This window comes from Aquimarina sp. AU119 (assembly GCF_900312735.1).
GTDB lineage: Bacteria > Bacteroidota > Bacteroidia > Flavobacteriales > Flavobacteriaceae > Aquimarina > Aquimarina algiphila.
Genome location: NZ_OMPF01000006.1, coordinates 117,865 through 129,906, shown reverse-complemented (window position 1 = coordinate 129,906; position 12,042 = coordinate 117,865). Strand labels below are relative to the sequence as shown.

Annotated in this window: 13 protein-coding genes; 9 read left to right on the top strand and 4 right to left on the bottom strand. The window is 31.2% G+C overall.

Annotated features, from left to right (window positions below):
* From DK442_RS06590 to DK442_RS06565, 9 genes are all read left to right on the top strand, one after another.
* The coding region (locus tag DK442_RS06590; RefSeq protein WP_109435068.1) for a peptidase domain-containing ABC transporter at window positions 1-1,763 on the top strand (1,763 nt) is incomplete at its 5' end.
* Window positions 1,764-1,870: 107 nt separating this feature from the next.
* On the top strand, window positions 1,871-2,185 hold the full coding sequence (locus DK442_RS06585; RefSeq protein ID WP_109435067.1) for an HTH domain-containing protein: 315 nt from the start codon (window positions 1,871-1,873) through the stop codon (window positions 2,183-2,185).
* A gap of 152 nt (window positions 2,186-2,337) precedes the next feature.
* Complete coding sequence (locus DK442_RS28140) at window positions 2,338-2,487, top strand: hypothetical protein (protein WP_160114074.1); 150 nt, start codon at window positions 2,338-2,340, stop codon at window positions 2,485-2,487.
* Window positions 2,488-2,516: 29 nt separating this feature from the next.
* A complete protein-coding gene (locus DK442_RS28135) occupies window positions 2,517-2,672 on the top strand; it encodes a hypothetical protein (protein ID WP_160114073.1) in 156 nt (51 codons plus the stop codon).
* An 81-nt stretch (window positions 2,673-2,753) separates the two neighbouring features.
* A complete protein-coding gene (locus tag DK442_RS06580; RefSeq protein WP_109435066.1) occupies window positions 2,754-3,998 on the top strand; it encodes a hypothetical protein in 1,245 nt (414 codons plus the stop codon).
* A 609-nt stretch (window positions 3,999-4,607) separates the two neighbouring features.
* The gene (locus DK442_RS06575; protein ID WP_109435065.1) at window positions 4,608-4,766 is read left to right on the top strand and encodes a ComC/BlpC family leader-containing pheromone/bacteriocin; all 159 of its coding nucleotides are present in this window, start codon (window positions 4,608-4,610) and stop codon (window positions 4,764-4,766) included.
* A 412-nt stretch (window positions 4,767-5,178) separates the two neighbouring features.
* Window positions 5,179-5,331: a hypothetical protein gene (locus tag DK442_RS28130; RefSeq protein WP_160114072.1), complete on the top strand. Its 153-nt coding sequence runs from the start codon at window positions 5,179-5,181 to the stop codon at window positions 5,329-5,331.
* A 489-nt stretch (window positions 5,332-5,820) separates the two neighbouring features.
* Entirely contained in the window at window positions 5,821-6,297 is a 477-nt protein-coding gene (locus DK442_RS06570) for a hypothetical protein (RefSeq protein WP_109435064.1), read from the top strand.
* A 39-nt stretch (window positions 6,298-6,336) separates the two neighbouring features.
* A complete protein-coding gene (locus DK442_RS06565) occupies window positions 6,337-6,816 on the top strand; it encodes a regulatory protein RecX (RefSeq protein ID WP_109435063.1) in 480 nt (159 codons plus the stop codon).
* A 46-nt stretch (window positions 6,817-6,862) separates the two neighbouring features.
* On the opposite strand, the gene DK442_RS06560 is transcribed toward DK442_RS06565, so the two are convergent.
* The 4 genes from DK442_RS06560 to bioB form a co-directional block, all read right to left on the bottom strand.
* On the bottom strand, window positions 6,863-8,278 hold the full coding sequence (locus DK442_RS06560) for a S41 family peptidase (RefSeq protein ID WP_109435062.1): 1,416 nt from the start codon (window positions 8,276-8,278) through the stop codon (window positions 6,863-6,865).
* A 197-nt stretch (window positions 8,279-8,475) separates the two neighbouring features.
* Window positions 8,476-9,630: an AraC family transcriptional regulator gene (locus DK442_RS06555; RefSeq protein ID WP_109435061.1), complete on the bottom strand. Its 1,155-nt coding sequence runs from the start codon at window positions 9,628-9,630 to the stop codon at window positions 8,476-8,478.
* 230 nt (window positions 9,631-9,860) lie between these two features.
* Window positions 9,861-10,736: a cupin-like domain-containing protein gene (locus tag DK442_RS06550; protein WP_109435060.1), complete on the bottom strand. Its 876-nt coding sequence runs from the start codon at window positions 10,734-10,736 to the stop codon at window positions 9,861-9,863.
* A 105-nt stretch (window positions 10,737-10,841) separates the two neighbouring features.
* Window positions 10,842-11,945: a biotin synthase BioB gene (gene bioB, locus DK442_RS06545; RefSeq protein ID WP_109435059.1), complete on the bottom strand. Its 1,104-nt coding sequence runs from the start codon at window positions 11,943-11,945 to the stop codon at window positions 10,842-10,844.
* Between the last annotated feature and the right edge of the window lie 97 nt (window positions 11,946-12,042).

Here is a 12,042-nt window from a genome sequence, read left to right as displayed (position 1 = left end):
GTAATGAAAAAGTATCTGTTTTTAAACGCTTTTGGTTTTTACTCAAACCTCACAAAGGAGTACTTATACAGGCTTTTGTAGGAGCTATTATCTATACATTACTTGGATTTTCGACTTCCATCTATATCCAAAAACTCACTGATCATGTGTTTATGGGTACAAGCACCAAATTGCTTAACCTATTAGGGATTACAATGATTGTGTTATTAATTTTACAATTAATCGTTGGAGCATACAAAGATGTTTTTCTAATCAAGACAGGTCAGCAAATTGATTCACGTCTGATTCTGGGGTACTACAAACATTTATTAAAACTCCCTCAACAATTCTTTGATACGATGAGAGTGGGAGAAATTATATCCAGGATTAATGACGCTGTAAAAATTAGAGCTTTCATTAATGGAGTAGCCTTAAATCTAACCGTTAATATACTGATTCTTATTTTTTCCTTTGGTCTGATGTTTACCTATTATTGGAAACTAGCCCTAATTATGTTAGCCATTATCCCAGTATACGCTATTATATACATCATCACAAATAAGCTAAATAAGCGCACTGAACGGGGTATCATGGAAAAATCTGCCGATTTAGAGAGTCAACTGGTAGAATCTTTAAATTCTGTAGGAACAATCAAGAGATTTGGTCTTGAAGATTTTGCCAATATTAAAACCGAAACACGTTTTATAGGATTGCTGAAAACAGGATATAAATCTGCCTTAAACACTGTGTTTTCGGCTTCGAGTACGGGAACAATAGCACAATTGTTTACCATTATTTTATTATGGAGTGGTTCATATTTTGTTATCGAAAAAGAAATTACAGCTGGAGAACTCATGGCATTTTATGCTATTATTGGATATTTCACCAGTCCGGTTGCTGGGTTAATTAGTGCTAACAAACAAATTCAGAATGCACTCATCGCAGCTGATCGTTTGTTTGAGATTATGGATCTGGAGCGTGAAGAAGATGCACAAAAAATAACCTTCACAAAACAGAATATCGGAGACATCAATTTTACTCATGTTGGATTTAGATATGGATCCAGAGTAGAGGTTTTTAAAGATTTTAGCCTTAACATTCCGAAGGGAAAAATCACCGCAATCATAGGAGAAAGTGGTTCTGGAAAATCTACTTTAATGTCTTTACTACAAAACATTTACCCAATCCAAAAAGGACAAATATATATTGGGGATCAGGATCTTAAACATATTGAAAATAGCAGTTTAAGAGATGTAGTAAGTGTAGTGCCACAAAAGATAGATCTTTTTGCAGGTAATGTTATCGAAAATATTGCTGTAGGAGAATTTGTACCTGATATGGAAAGGGTTATGGAGGTTTGCAAAACCATCGGTATTTTAGAATTTATAGAAAATCTACCTAATAGTTTTGCCACCTATCTTGGGGAGAATGGTGCCACCTTATCAGGAGGACAAAAACAACGTATTGCTATTGCCAGAGCCTTATACAAAAATCCAGAAATTCTGGTATTAGACGAAGCAACATCTTCACTAGATAGCGCATCAGAAAACTACATTCAACGAGCTGTACAAAATCTACGAGATCAGGATAAAACTATCATCATTATCGCTCATAGATTGAGTACCGTAGTCAATGCCGACAAAATAGTGGTCTTAGAAAAAGGGGAAGTGGTCGAAGAAGGAAACCATAAAGTATTATATGCTCAAAAGGAAAAGTACTATGAGCTATGGCAAAAACAAATGCCTAAACTAGACAATATATCAACAATAAATGCTGTCGCATAATTAAAAGTTAAGATATGATGGATTAAGCATAAGAGAACCTATTCGATTCATTATGCATACCATCTGAAAAAATCACTCGAATATCATTTATTAAAAAACATACAATTATGACTACAATCCTTAAACAAATAGAGCTTATTGAAAGAATCGATCAACTTATTAGAATGGAAGCCACAGGAACAGCAATAGATTTGGCAAACAGATTAGGTGTATCTAGAGCTACCTTATATAGAATCATAGAAATGATGAAGGAGTTAAACGCTCCTATAGAATATGACTTTACCGTACAAAGCTTTGTGTATGCTGAAGCTGTAGGATTTAGATTTGGTTTTTATGTAAAAGACTTACCATTTAATGAAATGAGATCTGTGAGTGGAGGAAATTCTTTTCAAAAACTACATTTTTTAGCAACATTCTCATAAGATGAGACAACCCGATGCTATCATTGTTAAGTAAAAAGTACAGTATACTACTTTTTATAATAGTTGCAACAACATACTAATCTTGAAAGATGTTTTGACGAAAACAAATTTCGAGTGTTTAAATTAATTACTAACATTTAAAATTTCAGAAAATGAAAAATTTAGAAAATTTTGGAGTACAAGAATTATCGGTTAAAGAACAACAAGCTACCGAAGGTGGATTCCTAGTTCTTCTAGGAATCGCAGCAGTATTTACAGTAGCATATTACTTAGGGTATAAAGCGTCTGGAGCTGATAAATAAAAACTTAAGAATCATTTAAAACATTTAATATGAAAAATTTAGAAAACTTTGGAGTACAAGAATTAACTATCAAGGAGCAAGAAACTACTGAAGGTGGTTTTTTACTAGCTGTATTTGCAGTGGTTGCAGTAGCTGGATTCCTATGGGGATTGGGTCAAGGCTTAGATGATAAGGCTAATCAATAATCAATAACTTGAGTATCCTATTTCCATTAACTTGAAAATAGGGTACTCCCCTTTAAATAGAAAAAGTCTTTATTCAAAAAAATGCTTTCCCAAATCAATAAAATTGTACTTACATGTCTGTTAATATATAATTTTACTTACGGACAAAAAGATTCTATTCATACAACTGAGTCTTTAAAACTATACAACTTTACTATGATTGACGGTGAGAATTATCTCACCATGAGGCAAAATAATGAGAACTATCTATCTGGATACAGAATATTATCACGTTTTGTAAACCAAAAGCCTTCTACAGCTGGTAAAATTTTACAGCTTGGGACATCCTTTTTAGGACTTCTAATCACTCATGAGGAAGGGCATAGATCTGTTTTGACACAACTAAATATCGGTGCTATTTCGCAACCATTTTCAATTTTTGAAGGAGCAGCATACGTCAAAGGCGTTACCGATATCACCTTACAGAATCTTCGTGATACAGACTTACCCAATTATATACGACTACATACTGCTGGGCTAGAATCAGACTTCTCTATAATTACTAAGACTGAAAGTTTAATTGCTCTTGAGGAAGACAGTTTTGAAAATCTAAACATCGAGTATCATACTCATAAACTAGCATTAATAGGATATTATCTTACCACTTTAATCCCGAAGCTTTCTCCCAGCATAAAAGAAGAAAGTAATGAATTAGACAGAGACATTGTTGGGCATGATCTTTATGGCGCAGTAAGGCATCTACATAGACCTAATAGTGAATTCTATAGGTATACAGATCATGATGACTTAACCAAAGAGGAGAAGAAATTCATAAAAAAAGTAGGTTTCTTTTCTTTATTAAACCTATTAAATCCAATACTCATTGGAAAAAACAATTTTACACTTTCTAAAAATTCTAAATTCAATTTAGGATTAGGGTATACAATGGCTCCATATGGTGGTTTTATCGATGAGAATTTTTGGCTGATTGTAAATAATAGATTAAAAATCCACTCCTATTTAAGACAGTCTCATAATAAAAATTCCTGGTTCTTGGCAGGAGGTTTTAAAATCATGAATTATAAATTTTATGATGACAAGTTATGGGTATCAACAGGATTACATTTTTGGTCACAACCCACAAATCTATCGTTCACAACCAACAAAAGTGACTTTGGATTTGCAACTGAGTTTAATACCGCCTATAAAATTTATTCTAACTCACAAAGAAAAATAAACTTAATGTCTAATGTTGGTTTAACCTATAAAACATTTGGTTTTATTCCAGAATATTCTACCCTTGAAAAAAAGATGCAATTTAACCTGGGGATATCTATTTTATGGTAAAATGATCCGTAGGCTAAAATTGTTTCTCAATTCTTCATTCTCATAAAATGAGACAACTTGATAGTAGTATTGCACTATAAAAAAACACTATGTTCTATTTAATATTAATCCCTGTTCTTCTTGGTGGTTTTCATTACATAAATAAACAAGTGAAAATTGAGAAATCTATTAAAATTATCTTAGCTATTGTATCTATTATAATGATTGCGCTTGTATTGATTGACTTTTTACATAAAATTATCTAATAATCTTTTATCCAAAAAAAGGTAATTCCAAAATAAAATTGCTAATGATCTTTTAAAATGAAACCTCAGTATATAATGTTTTGAGGTTTCTTTTGATAAACATTAGTAATATCTCAAAACTCACTTGCCAATTAGAGGCCAGTTAAGAATAACATCCTCAAAACATCAAGTTCTAAAAGCAGGCATGTAAACTTCTATCATATCTCAAATAATGAGACTACGGTTTCTTACTATTGATGTATCCAAAAAGCATCATATAATGCTTTGGGATACCGTTGCAACAAAAACATACTAACACATTAATTTGACGAAAGAAAATGTATTAGTAAACCAAAAAAGTAATAATCATTAAAATTTAAAAATTATGAAAAACTTAAATGAATTTGAAAGTTTAAACGAGACCGAATTAACTGAAATTAATGGTGGTTGTGGTATTTGTGACTTTATAGAAGATGTTACAGATGCGATTATTGACGCAGCAATGGCAATTGTTGAATTTGCTCTTACTGTTGGAGAAAAATAATCTAAATATCTTTTAAAATGAAAAAATTAAACCACGTAGATTCTCTTCTTTAAACCAAAGCAAGCTGTACTCTACCAACAAGGAATTTTTTCAATAAAGTTATAAAATCGCTAGGAATCAAAAGATTCGTCATTACAAAAGGAGTTTTGTATGAATACAAAACTCCTTTTTTGATTGATAATATGAGTAAAAAAAACAGCAATCTCAATAGATAATACAATCTCACTGTATGATTGTATTGCGAGAGAGAAATACTCATAAATTCAATTTTTGATATCAGATCATATTGATGCTTCAAAGAATTAAAATCTGCTCTAAAAAAACAAAAAACCATAGTCTCATATAATGAGACAACTAGATCATATCATTGTATTATAAATCAAAAATCACTGATAACACAAAATCAAAACCCATGAAAAATCAAATCTTAGATCAATACACATCATTATCATCAAAAGAAGTAAAAACAATCAACGGAGGTTGTGGAGGAGAGGATGTTGAATGTCCAGAGTTAAAAAAACTTGTTGAGGCTTTAAACAACTTAAGGTTCCTTATAAATCTATAATTTATTAAATCATTTTATTCATCAATCCGCCTCTTTATAGATAGGTTTCAAAAATCAAAAACATGAAAATTTTACATCAATTTGCTGCATTAGATGCAGGAGAATTAATAAACACTACTGGAGGTCAAATTGTACAAAATTTAAAAGAATCAAACACCTTATCTATCAATTGATGCTTCTGAGATCTTAGCCATTTTAGAAGCAATAGTATTAATCTTATAAAGTATTATCTAAGCTTTCTGGATCCAATACAAAATCGAAAAGAAGAATGGATCAGAATTATTTAAACCGAAACCTTATCATGAATCATTTTCGATTTTAAAATGAAAAACTATAGTAATCCAGAAAGGCAAAATATTAGTGAGTAAGCTAATGAAGTGAGTTTAGTGAGTTCAAATTCCTCTATTTTCTTTATGAATATAGAGGAATTCTTCTCATCCAGAAACCCCTAAATAATATCACCTTTTTTATATCTTAAAACTAACAACCATGAATGATGAAAAAAAATTACTGTACAACATCTTAAAAAAATTTAACGGAATGGGTAAAATCGAAGCCTATGATCTTATTCATAAGTTAGAAACACTCCTATTTTACACTTCTAATCCTATTAATGAAGAAGAACTTAAACAGATTATAGTTTCAAATCTAAGTCTCAACCATGAAATAGACCCTTTTCATTTTACTATGCTCCCCAACGGAAATTCTTGTGAGTTTGATGGTTTTAATGAATGGTTACACATCTACAAAGAAAACAGAAGGATATTTCCAAACTGGTCGATATTAGACACTTATTATTTTAAAACCAAATATGCTCCCATAGACCTTAAAAAGTTAACCAAAAAAAGGTTATTAATGGACCTTAAAGGTAAGCCTGAAGAAGAAAAAATTATAAACTTTCTCAAAGAATATAAAATTTCTAAAAAAGATGTAATTACAAATAGGTTATTAATTTTGGAAGCTTAGTTTTTCACAAATCTTAATAAGTACTGTACATTTGTAACCATGTACAAGAACCCAGTTAAATCTGTAACCGTTGCTGAAGCAATAGCAAAAATGGAGCATTATTGTGCTTACCAGGAACGATGTCATAAGGATATCGAAAGTAAGCTCAAAACAATGATGCTAATCCCAGAGGCCAAGGAAAAAATCATACTACATCTCTTAGAACATAATTTTCTTAATGAAGAACGTTTTGCTAAAAGTTTTGCACGAGGAAAGTTTACTATTAAAAAATGGGGAAAACAACGTATTGTAAGAGAGCTTAAATTTCGTGATATCTCTGCTTACAATATAAAAACTGCGCTTAAAGAAATTCCTGAAAAGGATTATTTTGAAACCTTTCATGCTCTCTCAGAAAAAAAATATCATAGTATTACCGAACAAAACAATAGCAAAAAACGCAAAAAACTAGTTGATTACCTTTTATATCGAGGTTGGGAGACACATCTTGTTTATGAAAAAATGAATGAGCTTTTTGGCTAAGAAACCCCAAAAGATATCATTATGACATCCTTTGAGGTTTTTGATTTTAAAGTGTCTTATTTAATATTTCTATTGCCAAATCAATTCCACTATCTTTTTCTTCAATAAAATCATCATTCGAGAATAACGGAACTCTATTCTCTTCACTTGGTCCAACACCGATTGTTTCAAATACTTTTCCATTCGCATCGCTATACACTTCATTAGACAGTCCTATTAAGGCTCCATTTGGTAACGTATGTGTTAAAATATCCGAAAAAACTCCATTTGTATTATCACCAACTATCGTAACATATGGCAAATCTTTCATACAAAGCGTAAAAATCTCTGCTGCACTTGCTGTCAAAGGGCTTGTTAATACTATAATATCTCCTGTAAATTGAAAATCACCTTTTGGGGTCACAGATATTGATGTGCTTTCTGTAAAACTATCTCCTAATCTCGCTTTTTTAGAAAATACTACTTGCTCCTGATCTACAAATCGTGAAGCGATATTAACAGAAACCATATCATATCCTCCTTCATTAAAACGAATATCCAGTATTAACTTAGAAATTCCAGAATCTTCAAGATCATTCATCATTCTATCTAATACTGTGTTTAATGTTTCCAGTTCATTCTTTTCATTCGTACTATAACCCGCCATACCAAAAACATTAATATATGCTATATTATCATTAATCAGTCCCCAAGCTATATTTTCGCTTTCATCAGCTTCAAATTTATTGCCTAAATATGCTGCCCCAATAGTTTCTAATCGTTGAGTATAAAGTCTATCATAATCTTCTTCAGAATCAATAATGAGATCCCCACTTAAACTAGAATTTAATCGTTCTAACAAACTAGGTAAACCAGAATTAATTTCGATACCATTTGCTTCATCTTCAATAGCTACATGCCCATCTTTAAAAAGGAAAATTAACTCTATCACAACATCATAAAAGTTCTCTGAAGTTACCTGATCTCTTAAACTTTCGTATTGAGACCAGTTTACATTTCTAGTTTCAAAAAAAGCATAATAATCATTAAAAATATTCCAAAAATGATCAAAATTAACCTTTGGATCATCAGTTTTAGAAAGCTGATCAGGAAGACAAAATTCATTTTGATTTAATAACCTAGTAAACTTAATATCTGATGCTATAAGCTCTGATCTGCCTATCAATTCGTTAGCATTGATAAGATCCAGAGAAATTCCAAAAGATTCTTCTGCAACAAAATCATCTTCTACCACGCCACATCCAGCCTTATTTATATTATACAATACACTTTTATTATCATTAATTTCAATGATATATCCTTTGTCTGCTGCTAACCAAAAACCATTTTTAGTTGCTTCTGGCTGTGGCTGATCATCATCAGATTGACAAGCCATGAAAAAAACCATCAATAAGAGCAAAAAGCATCTTTTAAAGTTTTTAATTACTTCTATTTTGATATTGTTGTGCGAATTCGAATTCATACTAGTTTTATATTTAAGAGTTACATTTCACTGACAAATCAAAAATCAATCAATTGTATCGAAAAAATATTTGAAAAAGGGTGATATGAAGTTTCTACCTGCTCACCGTTATCAGTTTACGAATAGATCGATATTGTATCTAATTCTCATCAAAACTAGATAGGATGTATGAAATCAACGTTCGAGATTATTAAAATTTAAAAAATCGGAACCTTTTTGTTTTTAGATCTAAACTGGCTGGGAGTCAATCCAGTTTCTTTTTTAAACGAGGTATAAAATGTAGTTTTCGACTTAAAACCAGCCTCTAAACCTATAGCTAATAAACTATACTTATCAAACTCTGCATTAAGAATCATATCCTTTACCTCCTTTACTCTGTAAGAATTGATATATACAGTAAAATTCTTTTTTGTAATATCATTTACAATCTGTGATAGATACCCAGAACTTATATTTAATAGTTTAGCTATAATTTCCTGGCTCAAATTAGGATCTCTATAAATATGATCATTTTGAAGAAGGTTTTCTAACTTTAAGAAATATCTATTATCTTCTGAAAATGAAGCACCTGTATTCGTTGGTACTTCCTGTTGTGTATTATCATGAACTTCTGTAAGGTTTACATGTAAAGTTCCATTGTTAACATCACTTATAATATTTTTTTGATCATTGGTTAGTTTTAATGTATAAATTCCATAATACACAACCCAAAACACAAATACTGAAGCCACTGTACATATAATAGATATGCCAATTTCATAACCTATATTAAAAATCATGTCGATAATATCTATTATAATCCATGAGGTTACTAGGAAAAATATCCAAACACACAATTTTTTCAACCATCTACTATTGGGATGCATTCTATACTTTTCTTCTTTAAGAATTTTATAGGACCAAATAACGAGAATGAAATTAAATGAATAGTAGCCTAATTCCTGAAAATCAAAAATCAAATCGTATACAAGCTCTTTATATTTCCAGGAATAAGCATATTCGAGATTAAAAATTACATTAATGACAACAGAAAAAATAAAAGGCATATATAACCAAAACAGTTTCTTACTCATCCCTAAATCATGATTGATTGATTTTAAAAAATAAAGAAAGAAAAAAACCGGAAATAAGAATACCCATTCGATATCATATAATATCATAAATTTTGGGTATTTAACAAATACATCAATAGCATCAAGGTAAACATTAAGCATTAATGAAGCCAAAACCAGTATAGCATATCCTAAGTAATTATTGACCTGACTTTTATAAAAAGGAGAGAAAAGAATTGCAAAACCAAAAATAAATCCTTGAGAAACAGTAATCAGCAAAAAAAGATGAGCAACATTCATTTTTTTCTTAATTCTTTTATCTTAATACAACCGTAACTTATCTCTTTTATGGGAATCTATAACCACCTGTTTATCAAAGATGAGCACAGGTTCTTGCTAATTAATTATTTCTAGCTTCATATGGTTAAATAAATCTGTACCAATCTAAGGTTCCAAGAGTTATCATCTTTATTGACCAATAAAAAGCTGTTTTGTTGCAATAAAAAAACTACATCTCGAAAGAAGAAATGTTAAAAATATCGTCCATTCCTTTTATTAGTTCTGGATATGGCTTTATTATTTTTATACTGAATCCATTTTTGACCTCTAGTTTTTCGCATAAAATTATCCAGATATCGCATAATAAAGACATTATAAGTAGCTTCAATAAAATTAGTTGTCTTTTTTGGGACAGAACGGATACTCATAGAAAAACCTGGTGTTAGATATGTCATCTGATGCCAGTATCCTTCTGGCATATAAAGTGTTTCTCCATGTTTTAAATTTGTAATATATCCTTTGGCATTTTTTAATGCAGGCCATTTTTCAAAATCTGGATTTTCAAAATCTATATCTTGATGAGATATTAATGAGTGCGGTACTTTATATAAATATTTTGTCTCTGAAGGAGGAAATAATATGCATTGTTTTTCTCCATGAAAATGAAAATGAAGAATATTTGCTAAATCTATATCATAATGCATAAAAACTTTGGAACCACCACCACCAAAAAATAAGTATGGTAATTTTTTCATGAATTTTAATCCTATCGCATCAGGATATGTAAAATCATTCTGAAGTTCTGGTACTTCTTTAAGTAGGCTATATAAAAAAATACGGTAGTTGGTTGGTTCTTTTTTGAGCAAATCAATGTATTCACTCATTTTCATACTTGTATGTGCCTCATTAAATTTACGTTCTGAGGAAACCGGTCTATCATCATATATTGGCACCGTTTTATGTCCTGCCAATGTTTTGATATAAGACAAATTCCATTTCTTATATGCTGTCCAATCTTCAATCAACCTTTCTATTACGACTGGTTTTTGTAACTCGACATGGTCTTTAAGAAACTTCTCTTTGGTAATTGTTTTTACCCTTGGTATTTGCTCTAAATTTAATTTCACTACAAATAATAATTGGAAATACTACTAATAACATATAGTAGATTTAACAATTAAAACAACAATGTATTAATCGATATATCTTTTCCCTTAACAATAAAGATTATCTTATTTATCAGCTATTACTCCTTTAGCTTTTTGTTTTGCTGCCTCATTTCTTTCAATAGTATGTTCAGGTCTTGACCATTTAGGTTTTTCGCCCATAGGTTCATATTTTGAATCTTCTGCTTCTATTGTTTCTGGCTGTGCTTTTTTGACAAATGGTTTTTGTGGATTAAGTCCTAGTAATTTAAACATCTCCATATCGGCATTCACATCTGGATTAGGAGTAGTCAATAACTTATCTCCTGCAAAAATAGAGTTTGCTCCCGCAAAGAAACACATGGCTTGTCCTTCTCTACTCATTTCTGTTCTTCCTGCAGATAATCTCACCTGTGTCTGTGGCATAATAATTCGGGTAGTAGCTACCATCCTTATCATATCCCATATAGCTACCGGTTTTTCTTCTTCCATAGGTGTTCCTTCTACAGCTACCAAGGCATTTATCGGTACAGATTCTGGTTGTGGGTTTAACTTTGATAATGCCACTAACATTCCTGCACGGTCTTCTACTTCTTCTCCCATTCCAATAATACCACCACTACAAACCGTTACATTTGTTTTACGAACATTATCAATCGTTTTTAAACGATCTTCATATCCTCTTGTAGAGATTACTTCTTTATAATATTCTTCTGAGGTATCTAAGTTATGATTGTAAGCATATAAACCCGCTTCTGCTAATCGTTGTGCCTGATTTTCTGTAATCATTCCCAACGTACAACACACTTCCATTTCGAGCTTATTGATCGTACGAACCATTTCTAACACATCTTCGAATTCCTGCCCATCTTTAACATTACGCCAAGCTGCCCCCATACATACTCTGGAACTTCCAGAAGCCTTAGCACGAAGTGCTTGCGCCTTTACTTGTTGTACACTCATTAGATCATTTCCTTCGATATCAGTATGATATCTAGCTGCCTGAGGGCAGTATCCACAATCTTCGGGACATCCTCCTGTCTTTATCGATAACAGAGTTGATACCTGTACTGTATTTGGATCATGATACTGACGATGGATCGTAGCTGCTTTGTACAGCAAGTCCATCATTGGTGAATTATAAATATCTAGAATCTCTTGTTTTGTCCAATCGTGTCTAATAACGCTCATAAAAAAGGTATTGTGAGTCCTCAAAAGTAATTGTTTCTAATCAAAAAACACAACGAAGAAACATCAAATTCGTGGTTTTTAATAACAATGAAATGAT

Coding starts and splice junctions, on each gene's coding strand:
- DK442_RS28130 (WP_160114072.1), top strand. CDS start 5,179: ATGAAAAATCAAATCTTAGATCAATACACATCATTATCATCAAAAGAA.
- DK442_RS06585 (WP_109435067.1), top strand. CDS start 1,871: ATGACTACAATCCTTAAACAAATAGAGCTTATTGAAAGAATCGATCAA.
- DK442_RS28135 (WP_160114073.1), top strand. CDS start 2,517: ATGAAAAATTTAGAAAACTTTGGAGTACAAGAATTAACTATCAAGGAG.
- DK442_RS06565 (WP_109435063.1), top strand. CDS start 6,337: ATGTACAAGAACCCAGTTAAATCTGTAACCGTTGCTGAAGCAATAGCA.
- DK442_RS06575 (WP_109435065.1), top strand. CDS start 4,608: ATGAAAAACTTAAATGAATTTGAAAGTTTAAACGAGACCGAATTAACT.
- DK442_RS28140 (WP_160114074.1), top strand. CDS start 2,338: ATGAAAAATTTAGAAAATTTTGGAGTACAAGAATTATCGGTTAAAGAA.
- DK442_RS06560 (WP_109435062.1), bottom strand. CDS start 8,278: ATGAATTCGAATTCGCACAACAATATCAAAATAGAAGTAATTAAAAAC.
- DK442_RS06555 (WP_109435061.1), bottom strand. CDS start 9,630: ATGAATGTTGCTCATCTTTTTTTGCTGATTACTGTTTCTCAAGGATTT.
- bioB (WP_109435059.1), bottom strand. CDS start 11,945: ATGAGCGTTATTAGACACGATTGGACAAAACAAGAGATTCTAGATATT.
- DK442_RS06570 (WP_109435064.1), top strand. CDS start 5,821: ATGAATGATGAAAAAAAATTACTGTACAACATCTTAAAAAAATTTAAC.
- DK442_RS06580 (WP_109435066.1), top strand. CDS start 2,754: ATGCTTTCCCAAATCAATAAAATTGTACTTACATGTCTGTTAATATAT.